The sequence below is a fragment of the uncultured Tenacibaculum sp. genome (assembly GCF_947495995.1).
GTDB lineage: Bacteria > Bacteroidota > Bacteroidia > Flavobacteriales > Flavobacteriaceae > Polaribacter.
Genome location: NZ_CANMAX010000001.1, coordinates 526,436 through 542,864, shown reverse-complemented (window position 1 = coordinate 542,864; position 16,429 = coordinate 526,436). Strand labels below are relative to the sequence as shown.

At 30.7% G+C, this 16,429-nt stretch carries 19 protein-coding genes and 3 tRNA genes; 12 read left to right on the top strand and 10 right to left on the bottom strand.

Annotated features, from left to right (window positions below; translation table 11 throughout):
• A complete protein-coding gene (locus Q1A15_RS02465) occupies positions 1 to 783 on the top strand; it encodes a hypothetical protein (protein WP_299618228.1) in 783 nt (260 codons plus the stop codon).
• Between the two features lie 107 nt (positions 784 to 890).
• On the opposite strand, the gene Q1A15_RS02460 is transcribed toward Q1A15_RS02465, so the two are convergent.
• From Q1A15_RS02460 to Q1A15_RS02450, 3 genes are all read right to left on the bottom strand, one after another.
• Positions 891 to 976, bottom strand: a tRNA-Leu gene (locus Q1A15_RS02460).
• Positions 977 to 1,001: 25 nt separating this feature from the next.
• Positions 1,002 to 1,073, bottom strand: a tRNA-Gly gene (locus tag Q1A15_RS02455).
• A 260-nt stretch (positions 1,074 to 1,333) separates the two neighbouring features.
• Positions 1,334 to 1,419 (bottom strand) — tRNA-Leu (locus Q1A15_RS02450).
• Positions 1,420 to 1,677: 258 nt separating this feature from the next.
• On the opposite strand from Q1A15_RS02450, the gene cyoE reads away from it, so the two are divergent.
• The 10 genes from cyoE (at position 1,678) to tsaB (ending at position 8,805) form a co-directional block, all read left to right on the top strand.
• On the top strand, positions 1,678 to 2,544 hold the full coding sequence (cyoE, locus tag Q1A15_RS02445) for a heme o synthase (protein ID WP_299618226.1): 867 nt from the start codon (positions 1,678 to 1,680) through the stop codon (positions 2,542 to 2,544).
• Positions 2,544 to 3,128, top strand: coding sequence for a cytochrome c oxidase subunit 3 (locus Q1A15_RS02440; protein WP_299618223.1), 585 nt, complete (start codon positions 2,544 to 2,546; stop codon positions 3,126 to 3,128). Before cyoE ends, Q1A15_RS02440 begins: the two co-directional genes overlap by 1 nt.
• Positions 3,129 to 3,185: 57 nt before the next feature.
• Positions 3,186 to 4,166 (top strand): cytochrome c oxidase subunit 3, encoded by a 981-nt coding sequence (locus Q1A15_RS02435; RefSeq protein ID WP_299618220.1) that lies wholly within the window; start codon positions 3,186 to 3,188, stop codon positions 4,164 to 4,166.
• 21 nt (positions 4,167 to 4,187) lie between these two features.
• Positions 4,188 to 4,526 carry a cytochrome C oxidase subunit IV family protein gene (locus Q1A15_RS02430; RefSeq protein ID WP_095074693.1) on the top strand — a complete coding sequence of 113 codons (339 nt, stop codon included), beginning with the start codon at positions 4,188 to 4,190 and terminating at the stop codon, positions 4,524 to 4,526.
• A 60-nt stretch (positions 4,527 to 4,586) separates the two neighbouring features.
• Complete coding sequence (locus Q1A15_RS02425) at positions 4,587 to 5,267, top strand: hypothetical protein (protein ID WP_299618203.1); 681 nt, start codon at positions 4,587 to 4,589, stop codon at positions 5,265 to 5,267.
• On the top strand, positions 5,254 to 5,901 hold the full coding sequence (locus Q1A15_RS02420) for an SCO family protein (protein WP_299618200.1): 648 nt from the start codon (positions 5,254 to 5,256) through the stop codon (positions 5,899 to 5,901). The genes Q1A15_RS02425 and Q1A15_RS02420 overlap by 14 nt, the downstream gene beginning before the upstream one ends.
• On the top strand, positions 5,894 to 6,424 hold the full coding sequence (locus tag Q1A15_RS02415) for a DUF420 domain-containing protein (RefSeq protein ID WP_299618197.1): 531 nt from the start codon (positions 5,894 to 5,896) through the stop codon (positions 6,422 to 6,424). The genes Q1A15_RS02420 and Q1A15_RS02415 overlap by 8 nt, the downstream gene beginning before the upstream one ends.
• Positions 6,417 to 6,626 carry a hypothetical protein gene (locus Q1A15_RS02410; protein WP_299618194.1) on the top strand — a complete coding sequence of 70 codons (210 nt, stop codon included), beginning with the start codon at positions 6,417 to 6,419 and terminating at the stop codon, positions 6,624 to 6,626. Before Q1A15_RS02415 ends, Q1A15_RS02410 begins: the two co-directional genes overlap by 8 nt.
• 69 nt (positions 6,627 to 6,695) lie before the next feature.
• Positions 6,696 to 8,033 carry a TolC family protein gene (locus Q1A15_RS02405; RefSeq protein WP_299618191.1) on the top strand — a complete coding sequence of 446 codons (1,338 nt, stop codon included), beginning with the start codon at positions 6,696 to 6,698 and terminating at the stop codon, positions 8,031 to 8,033.
• Positions 8,034 to 8,124: 91 nt separating this feature from the next.
• A complete protein-coding gene (gene tsaB, locus Q1A15_RS02400) occupies positions 8,125 to 8,805 on the top strand; it encodes a tRNA (adenosine(37)-N6)-threonylcarbamoyltransferase complex dimerization subunit type 1 TsaB (RefSeq protein WP_299618188.1) in 681 nt (226 codons plus the stop codon).
• On the opposite strand, the gene Q1A15_RS02395 is transcribed toward tsaB, so the two are convergent.
• The 6 genes from Q1A15_RS02395 to Q1A15_RS02370 form a co-directional block, all read right to left on the bottom strand.
• Positions 8,798 to 9,511, bottom strand: a complete 714-nt coding sequence (locus Q1A15_RS02395; protein ID WP_299618184.1) for a hypothetical protein — start codon at positions 9,509 to 9,511, stop codon at positions 8,798 to 8,800. The genes tsaB and Q1A15_RS02395 overlap by 8 nt on opposite strands.
• Positions 9,512 to 9,716: 205 nt before the next feature.
• Complete coding sequence (locus Q1A15_RS02390; protein ID WP_299618181.1) at positions 9,717 to 10,430, bottom strand: hypothetical protein; 714 nt, start codon at positions 10,428 to 10,430, stop codon at positions 9,717 to 9,719.
• A 180-nt stretch (positions 10,431 to 10,610) separates the two neighbouring features.
• Positions 10,611 to 11,321: a hypothetical protein gene (locus Q1A15_RS02385; protein ID WP_299618178.1), complete on the bottom strand. Its 711-nt coding sequence runs from the start codon at positions 11,319 to 11,321 to the stop codon at positions 10,611 to 10,613.
• A gap of 160 nt (positions 11,322 to 11,481) precedes the next feature.
• On the bottom strand, positions 11,482 to 12,222 hold the full coding sequence (locus Q1A15_RS02380; RefSeq protein ID WP_299618176.1) for a hypothetical protein: 741 nt from the start codon (positions 12,220 to 12,222) through the stop codon (positions 11,482 to 11,484).
• A 20-nt stretch (positions 12,223 to 12,242) separates the two neighbouring features.
• Positions 12,243 to 13,049 carry a mechanosensitive ion channel domain-containing protein gene (locus Q1A15_RS02375; protein ID WP_299618173.1) on the bottom strand — a complete coding sequence of 269 codons (807 nt, stop codon included), beginning with the start codon at positions 13,047 to 13,049 and terminating at the stop codon, positions 12,243 to 12,245.
• A 250-nt stretch (positions 13,050 to 13,299) separates the two neighbouring features.
• The gene (locus tag Q1A15_RS02370; RefSeq protein ID WP_299618170.1) at positions 13,300 to 13,500 is read right to left on the bottom strand and encodes a dodecin family protein; all 201 of its coding nucleotides are present in this window, start codon (positions 13,498 to 13,500) and stop codon (positions 13,300 to 13,302) included.
• Between the two features lie 158 nt (positions 13,501 to 13,658).
• Between Q1A15_RS02370 and Q1A15_RS02365 the strand changes: the two genes are divergently transcribed.
• A complete protein-coding gene (locus Q1A15_RS02365) occupies positions 13,659 to 14,012 on the top strand; it encodes a nicotinic acid mononucleotide adenyltransferase (RefSeq protein WP_299618167.1) in 354 nt (117 codons plus the stop codon).
• Positions 14,013 to 14,092: 80 nt separating this feature from the next.
• Here the strand turns inward: Q1A15_RS02365 and Q1A15_RS02360 are convergent, their stop codons facing one another.
• Positions 14,093 to 16,309: a hypothetical protein gene (locus tag Q1A15_RS02360; RefSeq protein WP_299618164.1), complete on the bottom strand. Its 2,217-nt coding sequence runs from the start codon at positions 16,307 to 16,309 to the stop codon at positions 14,093 to 14,095.
• Positions 16,310 to 16,429 lie beyond the last annotated feature (120 nt).

The following is a 16,429-nucleotide window of genomic DNA, read 5'->3' as shown; positions in this document are numbered from 1 at the left end:
ATGAAAAAGCAAATTAATAGAGTTATAGGAATTGTGTTGACTTTAATAACTGTCAATTCAACAGCCCAAAACGCAAGAGAAGTAATTGCCAATGTGGTAAAAGCTAATGGAGGAGTAGATGCTTTGTATAAATTGAAAGATGTTTCTTTTGATTACACATTTAAAGTTACAGGAAAAAATATTGTAGATGTTTCTAACGAACGTTATATTTTTAATGGAGAAGTTTCGTATGCCAATTATTCAAAGAGAGAAGTTTATGCTCTGCCTCAAATCAAAGGGAATCATTCTCAGTTTTTCAATGGAAATACAACTGTTTCTAAAGTTAATGGAAAGATGATTACTGAACAGCAGCCAGCTTATATTGGTCATTCGCTTAGAAAGACAAATTATTACTGGTTTGCAATGATGTTCAAATTATTAGATCCAGGAGTAAATCATAAGTTATTGCTATCTCGAAAAGTTGATGGAATAGATTATAAAATTGTAGAAATGACGTTTGGTGAAAATGTGGGTGATGCAAGTGATAAGTATGTTTTGTATGTTAATCCAAATACCAATAGAATAGATCAATTTTTATATACAGCATTAGCTTTTGGAGCTAAAGATCCAAGTTTAATGAAGGTGAAGTATGAAAAAATTGACGGAGTTTATGTAACAACATATCGTAAATATGCACCTGCTGATTGGGATGGAAAAGTGATTAAAGAAAATTGGATTGAACAGTTTACTAGAAATGTTAAGTTTAATAACGGGTTTAATTTAACCACAATACAAGCTGAATAGCCTTAAGTTTAATAGTAAAAGTAATAGCGATTTGATTTCAATTAAATCGCTATTGTTTTTTTTAAAATAAAAAACCGTTAAAAATCGTATGATTAATAACGGTTTAGTACAGAAGGCGGGACTTGAACCCGCACGGGCATTACGGCCCATTGGATTTTAAGTCCAACGTGTCTACCAATTCCACCACTTCTGCATGGTATTTTATATATAAGAGTTCGAGCGAAAGACGGGATTTGAACCCGCGACCCTCACCTTGGCAAGGTGATGCTCTACCCCTGAGCTACTTTCGCGTAAGCTTTTTGTTTAAGAACTTGTGCAATTGTTATTGCGGATGCAAATATACAATGGTTTTTTTATTCTGCAAATAAAAAAGTGAGATTTACAGTAGCTTTTCAATATAAAAAAAGGATTTTAATATTTAATTGAATCAAAAACAGACAAATAAAAAAGAAATATTTTTTTGAATTGAAAAGAAAATTTAAAAAGTTGAGAGAAGGAAAGTTTTAAGCATAAAAAAACCGTTGAAAACGTAGGGTTAACAACGGTTTAGTACAGAAGGCGGGACTTGAACCCGCACGGGCATTACGGCCCATTGGATTTTAAGTCCAACGTGTCTACCAATTCCACCACTTCTGCATGGTATTTTATATATTAATCAGATTTAATATATAATTTCTGATTTTGTAATTTTAAGAACTTGTGCAATTGTTATTGCGGGTGCAAATATACAATGGTTTTTTTATTCTGCAAACAAAAAAGAAGTTTTTTTAATAAAAATATTTTCACTCATTAATAAAACTCAAAAAACATGGTGGTTACAGTATTATAGAATATCTTTGCAAAAATTTTGGAATTAGCAAGGTGGGTTTAGTTTTGGTTGAAGACAAGTCGATATTGAAAACAATTTTTTTAGATTTTAAACAGCTTACTAAAGTAGGACTTTCAGTAAGTGTGGTATTTACTTCAATTGCTGGCTATTTATTAGGAGCAGAAACAGTAGATTATTCTATTATAGTATTATTATCAATTGGTGGTTACTTAATGGTAGGCGCATCTAATGCTTTTAATCAAGTAATAGAAAAAGACATAGATAGTTTAATGCAACGCACAAAGAACAGACCATTGCCATCTGGTAGAATGAGTCCAACTACAGCATTAACTATAGCAACGATATTTACAATTTTAGGAATTGCTATTTTATATGCAATTAATCCTAAATGTGCACTTTTTGGTGCAATTTCGATATTCTTATACACAAGTGCTTATACACCACTTAAAGCAGTAACACCTCTTGCTGTTTTTGTTGGAGCAATTCCAGGAGCAATTCCTTTTATGTTAGGTTGGGTTGCAGCAACAGGTAAATTTGGTATCGAAGCAGGTTTCTTATTCATGATTCAATTCTTCTGGCAATTCCCACATTTTTGGGCCATTGGTTGGTTACAATATGAAGAATACAACAAAGCAGGTTTGCACATGCTTCCTATGGATAAGAAAGATAAAGGAGCCGTAGTACAAATGATTTTCTATACTTCGATTATGATTTTAATATCAATTGCTCCGGTTTTAAAAGCGACAGGTAACTTATATATATATCCCATTACAGCAATTATAGTTGGAGCTTTAGGATTGTTGATGTTATTTTATGCAATTAAATTGTATAAATCTGAATCGAATATAGATGCAAGAAAGTTAATGTTGGCAAGTGTGTTCTATATCACAATATTGCCTATTATATATGTTATTGATAAATTTTTACACTAATGGAGAGAGCTCAAGTAAATAGTGAGTTAAGAACAGCGAAAAGAAAATCTGCAAAACCAATGTTATGGGTGTCACTAATTAGTATGGTGATGTTCTTTGCAGGTTTAACAAGTGCATACATTATTAGTATGAAAAGAGACGATTGGGTAACGTTCGATTTACCTACTGCTTTTTATACAAGTACCATCTTAATTGTTTTAAGTAGTATCACACTATTTTTATCGCATCGTTTCTTAAAACAAAATAAATTACAAATGTCCTTTTTAACGTTAAGTCTAACTTTTGTGTTAGGTTTAGCTTTTGTTTGGTTTCAATATATCGGATTCGAACAATTAAGAAGTTCAGGTTTATATTTTACTGGTCCTGGTAGTACAGTTTCAGTATCATTACTATTGATCATTACTTTTATGCACGTTTTACACCTGATAGCAGGAATTATCGTGCTAATTGTTGTTATTTATAATCATTTTAAAAAGAAGTACAGTTCCGCCGATATGCTTGGTTTTGAACTAGGTGCAATCTTCTGGCATTTTGTAGATGTTTTATGGATTTATCTATTTTTCTTTTTCTATTTCATTAGATGATTAAAAATGTGTAATTTTGGCGGACGATTTAACAAAATTTAACTGATAAAGATATTTATGGAAGCTAATATCGCTGTAAATTCTGATAATAAAGAGACCTGGAGCGGAGGTGGAGTAAAACCATTTGGCGCTAGTTATGGAAAAATGATGATGTGGTTCTTCATCTTGTCTGATGCTTTAACCTTTTCTGGGTTCTTAGCTGCTTATGGTTTAACACGTTTTAAGTTTATAGATTCATGGCCAATCGCCGATGAAGTATTTACGCACGTTCCTTTTTTTCATGGTAATTACCCAATGTACTATGTAGCGTTTATGACGTTTATTCTTATTGTTTCTTCTGTAACTATGGTTTTAGCTGTAGATGCAGGTCACAAAATGAAACAAAAGAAGGTTGCATTATACATGTTTGTAACGATAGTGTTCGGTTTAATATTCGTTGGTTCTCAAGCTTGGGAATGGAAAACATTTATTAAAGGATCTTACGGAGCTGTTAAAACTACAGACAATCACATATTACAATTCGTTAGAAATGGAGAGCAAATCGCTATAGCTGATTTTGTTCAGGGAGATAGAGCTGACGGAAGAGTTCAACACTCAAGAAAGAACGGATTATGGTTTGCGAATGAAGCTACAATTTCTCAGTATTCTATTGCTCAAGTTCAGGAAGCATTTAAAAACGATCCTTCTTTACAAGTTAGAAGTGAGAAAATTGATTTAGCAACTAAGAAGAAAATTATCTTATCTAGAGAAGAAAGTCTTAAGCAAATGGCTAAAGTAAAGTTAGTTGTTGAAGGAGCGAATTTACGTGATAACGAATATGGTAATCCAATTTTTGCAGATTTCTTTTTCTTTATTACAGGTTTCCACGGTTTCCACGTATTCTCTGGAATTGTAATTAATATCATTATTTTCTTTAATGTAGTGTTAGGAACTTACGAGAAAAGAGGACACTACGAAATGGTAGAAAAAGTAGGATTATATTGGCACTTCGTAGATTTAGTTTGGGTATTTGTATTCACATTCTTCTACTTAGTATAATAATAAAATAAAGTATTTAAAATGGCAGGTCATACACACGAGTCAAATAAAAGAATCTGGATAGTTCTAGCTATATTATCTATAATTACAGCAGTAGAAGTAGGTTTAGGTATTGTTAAACCAGATGCATTACACTTACATGGTCCAGGTACAAGTTGGTTAAACTGGATATTCATTATCCTTACTTTAGCTAAAGCTTACTATATCGCTTGGGCGTTCATGCACTTAGAAGGAGAGAAAAAATGGTTTAGAAGATCTATAGTATGGACAGGAGTTTTTCTAATTTGCTATTTACTATTTATAGTTTTATTAGAAGGAGATTATTTATACGATACATTAGCACCATTAATTAAATGGTAACAATATAAAATTGGTGGTTTTAACCACCTTTTTTTTGCTTTAAACTATACACTTATTGTAATGAAGATTAGTAAAAAACACGCAGTTCTATTTATCTTATTTATAGTTCCATTATTGTTCTATATATATCTTCAAATGGGAACTTATAACTTTGGAAAATTACCAATAGTTACTAAAGAGGTTATTGATGTTAGTAATATTTATAAAAAGATAAAGTTTAAAGGAAAAGTATCTGTTGTTAATTTTATCGGTAAAGATACTATTGATAGTAGGGGAGAGCTTTTTAATTTAAATGAGAAAATCTATAAGAAGTTTTACGGTTATACTGATTTCCAATTAATCTCTTTTGTAGATAAAGAACTGAAACCCCAAACTGAAGCTTTAAAAGAAAAGCTAGGTAAGTATACCAACATGATAAAATGGAATTTCATCTATACTTCGAAAGATGAAATGGATGCTATTCACGATAGTTTTAAAAGTGATTCTAAGTTAGATAGCAATTCTCATACCTCTCAAGCTTACATTGTTGATAAAGAGGTCGCTTTACGAAGAGGAGAGTCTACTATAAAGAGCTTGAAGAAAAAGAAATTGTTCGGTTATAATATGCAATCTGTTGCTGAATTGAAAAATGATATGTTCGATGATGTAAAAGTTGTTCTTGCTGAATATAGTTTAGCACTAAAGAAAAATAACCGAAGCGAAGACAGAAGGAAAAAAAGCATATCAAATGAAGAAAAGTAATTATTCTTACATAGGAATTTCATTCATAATTTTATTATTCGGAATTTATTCAGTTCCTAAAATTGTAAAACATTTTCAAAAAGCAGATTTATACAAGTTTAATAAAGTGCCTGATTTTGAATTTGTAAATCAAGAAGGAAAAACAATTTCTAACAAGGACTATTTAGGTAAAGTTTATGTAGTTGAATTCTTCTTTACTACTTGTCCTACGATTTGTCCTATCATGAACAGAAAAATGGTTAGTGTTCAGAATGAATTCATTGGAAATCCAAACTTTGGTATTGCTTCTTTTAGTATAACACCCGATAAAGATACTCCTGAGGTATTAAAAAGTTATGCTGAAAATTATAAAATGACACATGTCAACTGGCATTTGTTAACAGGAAAGCCAGTTGAAGATGTTTTTGAACTTTCTAACACAGGTTTTAAATTACCTGTTGGAGAAGGAGGAGAAGATCATGGAGGGTTTTATCATTCAGGTTTATTCGCTTTAGTTGATAAACAAGGTTACATACGTTCAAGATACGATGAGTATGGTAATCCAATTATGTATTACAGAGCTTTACAAGAAGAAACTTTTCCAGATCAAATTACGGAGTTAAAACAAGATATAAAGTTATTGTTAAATGAGTAATCTTACGATTCAAGAAAAAAAATATAAAAAGTTTATCACTGTAGTATCTATAGTGATTCCTATAGCAGTTGCTGCACTTTTCGGAATTAAAATTCCAAATGTTGAACCTTTAACATTTTTACCGCCTATTTATGCTACTATGAATGGAATAACAGCTTTATTGTTGATATTCTCTGTAATGGCAATTAAAAAAGGGAATAAAAAGCAACACGAACAACTAAATACTCTGGCAATTATTTCTTCTGCATTGTTTTTAGTGATGTATGTTGCTTATCACATGACTTCAGAATCTACACCATACGGTGGAGAAGGAGCTATTAAATACATTTATTACTTCATTTTAATTACTCATATACTTTTATCGATAGTAATTATACCTTTCGTGCTTTTTACTTTTATGAGAGCTAAATTAGGTCAGTTCGAAATGCATAAGAAAATAGCTAAAATAGCATATCCATTATGGTTATATGTAGCAGTAACTGGAGTAATAATTTACTTAATGATTTCACCTTATTATGCTTAAGAAACTTTTAATATTTATCGTTTTTATATCACTGAATATTAATGCACAATGTGCAATGTGTAAGGCAGTAATTGAAGGTGGTAATGAGGCTGTAGCTGAGGGTGTTAATAATGGTATTACATACTTAATGGTATTTCCTTATTTATTAATCGGATTGCTATTATTCTTTCTCTACAGACACAGAAAAAAAACTAATAGTTAATTTCGTTCTTTTTTTGTAACATATTGTTTACTTTGTCGTCATATCGATACTTACTAAATAAACAAGATTGTGAAGAACAAAAAATTACTACTGTTATTTCCCTTTTTATTAGTCTCTATACTTTCTTATAGTCAAAAAGAATGGACTTTAAAAGAGTGTGTTGATCATGCTATGAAAAATAACATACAGGTTAAGATAAACGAACTTAATGTACAAGTTGCAGAGAAAGACGTAAAAAATAATAAAGCAAATTTTCTACCATCAGTAAACGCTTCAACAGGAGGTAGTCTAAATTTTGGATCTACATTCGATCCAGTATCAAACGACAGGGTTTCTACAACTACATTTGGTGGATCTTTAAGTGTTGGTGTTAGTTATACTGTATTCAACGGTTTTAGAAACTTAAACACATACAAACAAGCAAAACTAGGAGTTGAAAGAAGTAAATTAGATTTAGAAGTAATAGAAAATGATATTGCTTTAAGAGTTGTAAATACGTATTTAAATGTTTTGTTTGCAAAAGAAAATCTTCAAGTAGCTAAAGTTCAAGCAGGGATTAGTAAAAACCAAATTGATAGAGCTCAAGCGCAGTTTGATACAGGTTCTATTCCTAAAGGAGATTTATTAAATATTCAATCTACAGCAGCAAATGATGCACAAAATGTGGTAACACAAGAAAATGCATTAAACATAGCTTTATTAAACTTATCGCAATTATTACAAGTAGATTACGAAGGTTTTCAGGTAGCGAAAATTGAAATTGGTTCTCCTTCTGCGGCTCTATTATATAGTAGTTCAAACGAAGTATATCAAAAAGCATTGACTAACAGGCCAGAGATAGAAAGAGCTAAATTAAATATAGAGAATTCTGAGTTTGGAATTAAACTTGCTAAATCAGGGTATTTACCAACAATTTCTACATCTGCTAATGTTGGTTCTAATTATGGTTTCAATTTAGATTTACCACCTGGTTTTTCTAATACAGGTTTATTTACTCAGTTAGATAATAACTTAGGTTATGGTTTAGGGTTTAGTGTAAATATTCCAATTTTTAATGGATTTAGAAATGATGCTAACGTAGAACGTTCTAAGGTTCAAAAATTAATTTCTGAAAATAATTTAGAAATAGAAAAGTTAAACTTAAAACAAACTATAGAACAAGCGTTTTTAGATGCTAAAGCAGCAGCTAAAACTTTCGAAGCTGCTAGTATTTCGTTAGATTCTCAGAATGAAGCTTTCAAAAATGCGCAAGCAAGTTATGAATACGGAGCTATGACAAGATTTGATTATGATCAGGTTCGTAATAGATTAGTAAATGCAGAATCAGCTTTAATTAGAGCTAAATTTGATTATATTTTTAAAACTAAAGTTTTAAAATTCTATTACGGTGAAAATATTTTAGACTAAAGTAAAGTTTACTAACTTTACTTATAAGGCCTCACAAATTATTTGTGGGGTTTTTGTTTTGTGTAATATATTTGCAAAATAAATTTCAAGCATGGCATTAATTCTTAATATAGAAACATCTACAAAAAACTGTTCTGTAAGTATAGCAAAAGATGGAGAAGTGATTGGTTTTAAAGAGTTGAATGATATTAATTATTCACATGCTGAAAAATTGCATCCTTTTATTATAGATGCTATTAAACAAGCTAATATTTCAATTGAAGATTTAGACGCTGTTGCTGTGAGTAAAGGTCCAGGTTCGTATACAGGCTTAAGAATTGGAGTTTCATCTGCCAAAGGATTATGTTTTGCTCAGAATATACCTTTAATAAGCGTTGAAACACTAACGTCATTAGCTCATGCTATTTCTGTAGAAGAGAACTCTCTAATTATACCGATGTTAGATGCCAGAAGAATGGAAGTATATTCTAGTATTTATGATGCGAACTACAATTTAGTTAGAGAAGTTAAAGCAGAAATCATAACTGAAGATTCTTTTTCTGAGTATATTTCTGATAGAAAAATATATTTATTAGGTGATGGAAGTACGAAGTGTAAAGAAGTGCTTAAATCAACGAATTTTGAGTTTGTAGAAGATAAATTTCCTTCTGCTTTAGATATGGCAAAAATCAGTTATGATAAGTACAAAAAAAACGACATCGAAGATGTCGCTTATTTTGAACCTTTTTATCTAAAAGATTTTATTGTTACTCCACAAAAGAAAACTATATAGTTGCGTAATATTTTAAAATATCAATTAACTCGTTTCTTTTCTTGTGACTCTTACGATTTTCTTTCATGTAGGTCTTAATTTCTTTTTCTTTATTCTCGAATAAAGCGATGAATTTTTTCTTAGATCTAGGTACTTCAACTGCAGTTCTATCATCTAAAGAAACAAAGAATTGATCTTTTAATCTATTGAATTTTGGCTTAGTAGCAGATTGGTAACTATTCGTAGCTTGCTTTCCTTTAACATAAACTACTTTTTGCTTAGTTAATAAAGACACAACTTTATCTCCTGAAGTATTAAACTCGTGCTTAAAGAATTGACTTTTACTTGTACTCAAATCTTTAAAAACAATATAAGTTTCGCTTAATTTAGAGTTTATAGCTTGAATTTTGTTTCCAACACCTTTAAGAAGGTTGAAGTACTTTTCTCCGTTGTTATCGTTAATTAAAATTTGATCGTTGTAAGCATTGTATTTATACTTAACAATTTCTTTAGATTCGTTAACTCTACCTGCGATAAAACTGTTTTGAACAAAAACGGTACCGCTTACTTTTTCATAAAACTCTTTGTTGTTTTTTACTCTTAGGTTCTCAGATAAATAATTTATTAAAGTGTTTCGGTATGCTTTGTTTCCGCCCCCAGTAAAAGCTTGCGAAAAAGTATTTGCAGAATAAATTACAGCAAAGAATAATAATAATACTTTTTTCATTTTTAAGGATTAATGTTTTAAATTTTTATGTTGTTTAATAAATATCTCAATGTTGTTAGCCCCATTGAAAGCCAAGTATACTGTTTTCAATAAAACTTGGCTTATAATGTTTTGTTAAACATTGAGATATTGTTAGTTTAAAACAAGAAAGATTTAAAAATCCCTACCTTAAAATATAATTTTTTTGATATAAGTTTCTTTTCTTCTAAAGAGAGTTGTAATATTTTAAAATAGCCATTAAACCTTGTTTATCCTTATAGCTTTTTTTCTTTTCTTTAATATAAGTTTTAATTTCATTCTTCTTATCACCGAATAATGCAATAAATTTTCGTTTAGATCTAGGAACTTCCACTGCATTTTCTCCATCTAAAGAAATATAGAACTTATCTTCTAATCTTTTAAAATGTGGTTTTTTATAATCTTGATAAGCAGTTTTAGGTTGTTTAGCTTCAACAAAAATTACTTTTTCCTTTATTAAAAGATGCTGTTTTTTATCTACAGTATTAAATACGTGCTTAAAAAATCTATTTTCTCCATCTTCTTTATCATTAAATACTATGTAAGTATCTTCACCATGAGTGTTCACAGCTTTAATTCTATTACCAAGCCCTTTCAGAAGATTGAAATATTTTAAAGTTTTCTCGTTTTTAATTAACATTTCGTCTTTGTAGGCATTGTATCTAAACAAAACGTGTTTGTTAGAGTCGCTAATTACTCCAACTTTAAAATCTTTTTGAATAAAAGCTGAACCTTCAAATTTTTCTTCAAACTCTAAGTTGTTTTTGAATCTTTGGTTTTCTGCCAAATAGTTTATAAGTGTATTTCTGTAACCTCTACCACCTTCACCACTAGATGAAAATGCTTGGCCAAATGAGTTGAAACTGCACACAAGTACAATTACTGTAATTAGTTTTTTCATTGTTAATTTTTTAAGTTTTTTTAGGTTATTAAAGAATATCGACTTTATCCAAGTTACTGGAATGTGTCACATTCAATTTACATTTTCCTTATCACGGAAATAGGAGAGTATTGGAAATAAACGTATACACATAATTTGTATTCATGATTCGAATTATTTTCCAATGAGATTGTTTTTCGCTTATAAGCTGTTATAGTATTTTAAAATAGTTATAAGATCTTGTTTTTCTCTATGATCTTTTTTATTTCTTTTAATAAAACTCTTAATCTCATTTTTTTTATCACCAAATAATGCGGTGAACTTACGTCTAGATTTAGGTATTTCTATAGCATTTTCATCATCAAAAGAAACATAGAATTTATCATCTAATTTTTTGAAATGAGGTTTTTCATATTCATCGTAACCTGTTTTGGGTTTTTTACCTTCAACAAAAATTACTTTTTCTTTAATTAAAAGATATATTTTTTTATCTACCGTATGAAATACGTGTTTAAAAAATCTATTTTCTTGCTTTTTTCCATGTTTAAATACAATATATACATCTTCATTGTGGGTGTTAAGAGCTTTAATTTTAGTGCCCAATCCTTTAAGAAGTGTATAATATGTTAGGTTTTCTTCATTTTTAATCAATATTTCGTCCCTGTAAGCATTGTACTTAAATAAAACATGTTTTTTAGTGTTGTCGTTAATAACACCAACTTTAAACCCATTTTGGATAAATGCTGAACCTTCAAATTTTTCAGTGAACTCTTTGTTATTTTCGAATCTTTTATTTTCAGCAATATAATTGATCATTGTGTTTCTATATGCGCGACCAGTACTTCCAGTAAAGGCTTGAGCAAAAGAATTTACACTGTAAATGAATATAATTGCGATGAATAATTTTTTCATTGTTAATTTTTTTAGTTTGATTTCATGTAATATGTAAACACGATTTATAAAATTAAAATGTATTTACTTTAAATGATACATTTTCCTAAAATAGGAAATAAAGCTCTGTATTTAGCTTATATAAAATATCCCATCAAGATAAACTTAATGGGATATTTCTTTATTTCTTCTGACCAATAATAACTCTATAATTAGCTTCTTTCAGCGAATTGTAATACTTTAAGATATGGATAATATCCTTTTTCTTTTTATGATTTAATCCATTCTTCTTAATGAATGATTTTACAGCATCTTTTTTATTTCCGAAAAGCGCAAGAAATTTCTTTTTATTTCTTGGTAATTCATGGGCTTCATAATCACCAAAAGAAACATAAAAAGTATCTTTTAATCTTTTCAGTTTTGCTGGTCTATCAATTCTGTAACTATCGCTACTAATTTTAGCTTCATCTAACCTAACAGATTCTTTAGTTAAAAGCGTTACGTTATCTAAGTACATTTCAACTTTAAAGAATCGATTAGTTTTCTCAACAAGATCTTCATAAACAACATAAGTAATATCTTTATTACTGATCTTGTTTCCTTTTTCTTTAACTAAAGAAAATGTCCTTTCATTAGGAGCATTAACTTCTATCATATCATGAAAAGCATTGTATCTGAAAGGTACAAGTTCTTGATTTTCATTAATATTAGCTTTTTGAGGTTTTTTATCAACGTAAACAGTTCCCTCAATACGATCTCTATCTAATTCTACAAGAGTAAATGTTGCATAGTAATAATTACTAGTAGGGTTTATAGCTTCTCTAATACTACCTGTACCCACTCCTTGAGCATTTACATTTTGAGATAAACTTGATAAAGCAATTAAGAATAATGTTGTTGATTTTAAAATTGTTTTTTTCATAGATTGTTTTTAAGTGTTAGTTAGCCTTCTTTTTGAATTTCAACTGAATGTGGATAAGGTATTTCAATACCAGCTTTGTCCAATTCAATTTTTACATTTTCCATAATATGGAAATAAGCATCCCAGTAATCAGAAGATTTCACCCAAGTTCTTGTGATAAAATTTACAGAACTATCAGCTAATTCTCCTACAAAAACCGCGGGTGCTGGATCGTTTATAGTATATGATGTGTTTTCTATAACAGATAAAAGTACTTTTCTAGTTTCTTTAATATCTGCATCATAAGAAACTCCAAAAGTGATATCAACTCTCCTTTTTTCTTCAGAAGAATAATTAATAATGTTCCCGTTTGATAATGACCCATTTGGTATAATTACCTCTTTATTATCCACGGTGTTTAATTTAGTAGTGAAAATTTGAATTTCTTTTACAACACCTTGCTCTCCTTGTGCCTCAATATAATCACCTACTTTAAAAGGTCTAAAGATCATGATTAATGCTCCACCAGCGAAGTTCGATAGTGAACCTTGCAAGGCCATACCAATAGCTAAACCAGCTGCAGCTATAATAGCAGCAAAAGAAGTGGTTTCAACGCCTAGTTGTCCAGCTACGGTTACAATTAAAAAAATCTTTAAACTCCAGTTTACTAAACTTGATAGAAAACCTCTAAGAGAAGCTTCTATACCTCTCTTTTCCATAAGTTTTGAGACTGTTCTAGATACAATACCTATTACCCATAAACCAACAATTAATAATATTAATGCTGCTACTACCTTAGGTGCGTACTCTAATAATAAGTTTTTGATTTTTTCGAAATTTTGTTCCATGTTTTGATTGATTCTTGAATAAGTTATTCAATTCAACAATTTTTTTATTAGTAATACTACCGTTAGAAATATAAATATCTAGTAGTAAGAATAATAGAATAGCTCTTAAATTTAAATAACTTTGTTTATTAAATGAAATATTTATTGTGCTATTTCTGATATTTAACATTTTTTTTAACGAAAAGCACAGTGAAATATGCAGCTTTTTAGCCACAATATATATAAAAGTAGTAGTAGTTTTTTGCTAAATTTAGTTGACTTCGAATGTAACTTTTAAGTTCACTCTAAATTCACTCACTTCATCATCTTTTACAACCACACTTTGCGATTGTACAAATGCTGACCTGATGTTTTTTACTGATTTTGCTGCTTGGCTTACAGCTTTTTTTGTTGCATCTTCCCAACTTTTATCTGAGTTAGCTAAGATTTCAATTACTTTCATTATTGCCATAATACAATTTTAATTAATTATTAAGTACAAATATAAAACTATTTGATATTCAAACGGGAAAAACACCTAATGTTAATTTAATGTAAACAAAAGTTTGTTTAAAAGTAAACTTATAGTTATATTTGTGATATAAATGTTAATGATTAAATGCTTTAGGTATGAAAAATATATTAGTATTAGTTTGTTTCTTATTAGTTGGTTCGGTTGCATTTGCACAAAACAGTAAGAAACCAGTATATGTAAAGAAAGGTGACTTAATTCAAGTTACACACTTTCATGATAACGGTAAGGTAAAAGAGCAAGGCTTTTATAAAAATAAATTACTTCACGGAAAATGGGTTGTTTTTAATGCTCAAGGTGATAAAAAAGTAATGGCTTTTTACGATCAAGGAAAAAAAGTAGGAAAATGGTTTATGTGGGATAAAGATGGTTTAAAGGAAATTAACTACGAAAACAATGCAGTTGCAAGTATCCAGTCTTGGAAAGAAGGATCTAAAATTGCAGTAAAATAAACGAATCTTAAATTATTACTATTATAAAAGAAAAAGCCGAAATCGTTATGATTTCGGCTTTTTTATATAAGGATATTTTTTTATAAACCTCTAGTCCAACCAGCAGCCCAAGTTGGAGCAGCAGCACCGTTACCAGCACCAGTTGCAGTTCCTTCAGTTAAGAAAGAAGAACCAGCAGCACCAGCATAATCAGTAATTTGGAAACCAGTAACGTTGTTAGCAAACTGAACGTTAGTCATAACTAAATCTCCGTTTTCAATTCTAACACCAGCTTCAGCATCAGTAGACTTAACTTTAACACCTAAATCAACTGCAGAAATATAGAAGTTATCAATAGTAAAGTTACCACCACCTTCTTTGTAGAATAAAGCACCTTCAGTAACAGAACCTACAACAGTAATGTTTCTTAATGTTAAGTTAGTTACAGGAGCAGCATCACCGTTATCTCCGTTGTTAGAAGCTTCAACACCAGCTTTAGCACTTCCTGAAATATATACGTTTTCAATTGTTCCGTTGTATCCATCAGCAACATCTAATGAATCATCACCAGAATTTGTACAAACTAAGTAGCTTCCGTTAACAGTACCTCCGAAGAATTCGATACCATCATCACCACCTTCGAAAGATTGTACATACTCTACAGTAGTTCCGTTACCAACACCGAATAAAGAAAGTCCGTTAAACTCTTTTGAAGAGTTAAAAGTTGCACCAGTATACTCAATTCTTAAATAACGAATAGAACCTGAATTATCATTAGTAGTTGTTCCACCGTAAGTTAAACCAGCAACCTCAGAAGTAGCTACAGAACCTACATTTGTTGGAGCTTTTCCACATACAACTAATCCTCCCCAATCTTTTGGAGCTGGGTTTGAAGAACCAGAAGTCATTACTACAGGATCAGAAGCAGTACCTTCAACAAAGATTTGACCACCTTGAGCTACAGCAATGTAAGAAGAAGTACCTCCTGTTGCCTTAATAGTAGTACCAGCAGGAATAGTTAATTTACCACCATCTTTTACTACAAAAGAACTAGTTAATAAGTATTCAACATCAGCATTTAAAGTAACTTCTCCAGTAACTTCACCAGCTAAATTTTCTGAAGTAACACCACTGTTACTTAAACCTCTTGTCCAACCAGCAGCCCAGTCTGGAGCAGCAGCACCGTTACCAGCACCTGAAGTAACACCTTGAGAAATGAATGATTGGTTTGCACCAGCATAGTCAGTCATTTCAAATCCTGTTGCGTTAGAAGCAAACTGAACATTAGTCATAACTAAATCTCCATTTTCAATTCTAACACCAGCTTCAGCGTCAGTATCTTTTACTTTAACACCTAAGTCAACTCCAGAAATATAGAAGTTATCGATGTTAAAGTTACCACCACCTTCTTTGTAGAATAAAGCACCTTCAGTAACAGGACCTACAACTGAAATGTTTTTTAAAGTAGCGTTAGTTACAGGAGTAGCATTACCGTTATCTCCGTTATTAGAACCTTCGATACCAGCTTTTGCACTTCCTGAGATATACCAGTATTCACCAGTACCAGCCCATCCGTCAGCGAAATCAATTGAATCATCTCCTGAGTTAGTAGCAACTAAATATTTACCATTAACAGTACCTCCGAAGAATTCGATACCATCGTCTCCACCTTCGTAAGACTGTACATACTCTACAGTAGTTCCGTTACCAACACCGAATAAAGAAAGTCCGTTGAACTCTTTAGAAGAGTTGAAAGTAGCACCAGTATATTCGATTCTTAAATAACGAATAGATCCTGAGTTATCATTAGCTTCAGTACCACCATAAGTTAAACCAGCAACTTCAGAAGTAGCAGTAGAACCTACGTTTGTTGGAGCTTTACCACAAACAACTAATCCACCCCAATCTTTTGGAGCAGGTGTAGCAGCGCCAGAAGTCATAACAACTGGATTATCTTGATTACCATTTACAAATATTTTCCCTCCTTGAGCAACAGCGATGTAAGAAGAAGTACCTCCTGTAGCCTCAATTTTTGTTCCAGCAGGAATGTTTAAAACCCCTCCGTTTTGGATAACGTAAGCACCAGTTAACTTATAAGTTACACTAGCATTTAAAGTAACTTCACTAGTTACGTCTCCAGATAAATTAGCACTAGTACATGGTTGACATGAAGAACCCCCACAGTCAACTCCAGTTTCGTCACCATTTTGGATTCCGTCAGAACAAGAAGCAGTCTGAACAGGATCATCGTCTCCACATGATACAACGAAAGCTAAAGTAGCAACCATCATCATTAGGCTAAAAAATTGTCTTTTCATTTTTTTTAATTTATAATTTTATAGATTTTTCAATGCTACAAATCAAAGAACCCAAGATTAATTAAATGTTTTACAAAAATTAATCTTGGGTTATTGGATTGTAAATAAAATGTTATCTGT

Excerpts from the sequence above, each read along its gene's own strand:
- Q1A15_RS02440 (WP_299618223.1), top strand. The coding sequence starts at position 2,544 with ATGGAGAGAGCTCAAGTAAATAGTGAGTTAAGAACAGCGAAAAGAAAA.
- Q1A15_RS02360 (WP_299618164.1), bottom strand. The coding sequence starts at position 16,309 with ATGAAAAGACAATTTTTTAGCCTAATGATGATGGTTGCTACTTTAGCT.
- Q1A15_RS02415 (WP_299618197.1), top strand. The coding sequence starts at position 5,894 with ATGAGTAATCTTACGATTCAAGAAAAAAAATATAAAAAGTTTATCACT.
- Q1A15_RS02465 (WP_299618228.1), top strand. The coding sequence starts at position 1 with ATGAAAAAGCAAATTAATAGAGTTATAGGAATTGTGTTGACTTTAATA.
- Q1A15_RS02395 (WP_299618184.1), bottom strand. The coding sequence starts at position 9,511 with ATGAAAAAAGTATTATTATTATTCTTTGCTGTAATTTATTCTGCAAAT.
- Q1A15_RS02420 (WP_299618200.1), top strand. The coding sequence starts at position 5,254 with ATGAAGAAAAGTAATTATTCTTACATAGGAATTTCATTCATAATTTTA.
- Q1A15_RS02390 (WP_299618181.1), bottom strand. The coding sequence starts at position 10,430 with ATGAAAAAACTAATTACAGTAATTGTACTTGTGTGCAGTTTCAACTCA.
- Q1A15_RS02365 (WP_299618167.1), top strand. The coding sequence starts at position 13,659 with ATGAAAAATATATTAGTATTAGTTTGTTTCTTATTAGTTGGTTCGGTT.
- Q1A15_RS02385 (WP_299618178.1), bottom strand. The coding sequence starts at position 11,321 with ATGAAAAAATTATTCATCGCAATTATATTCATTTACAGTGTAAATTCT.
- Q1A15_RS02380 (WP_299618176.1), bottom strand. The coding sequence starts at position 12,222 with ATGAAAAAAACAATTTTAAAATCAACAACATTATTCTTAATTGCTTTA.
- Q1A15_RS02435 (WP_299618220.1), top strand. The coding sequence starts at position 3,186 with ATGGAAGCTAATATCGCTGTAAATTCTGATAATAAAGAGACCTGGAGC.
- Q1A15_RS02410 (WP_299618194.1), top strand. The coding sequence starts at position 6,417 with ATGCTTAAGAAACTTTTAATATTTATCGTTTTTATATCACTGAATATT.
- Q1A15_RS02430 (WP_095074693.1), top strand. The coding sequence starts at position 4,188 with ATGGCAGGTCATACACACGAGTCAAATAAAAGAATCTGGATAGTTCTA.
- Q1A15_RS02370 (WP_299618170.1), bottom strand. The coding sequence starts at position 13,500 with ATGGCAATAATGAAAGTAATTGAAATCTTAGCTAACTCAGATAAAAGT.
- Q1A15_RS02425 (WP_299618203.1), top strand. The coding sequence starts at position 4,587 with ATGAAGATTAGTAAAAAACACGCAGTTCTATTTATCTTATTTATAGTT.
- Q1A15_RS02375 (WP_299618173.1), bottom strand. The coding sequence starts at position 13,049 with ATGGAACAAAATTTCGAAAAAATCAAAAACTTATTATTAGAGTACGCA.
- tsaB (WP_299618188.1), top strand. The coding sequence starts at position 8,125 with ATGGCATTAATTCTTAATATAGAAACATCTACAAAAAACTGTTCTGTA.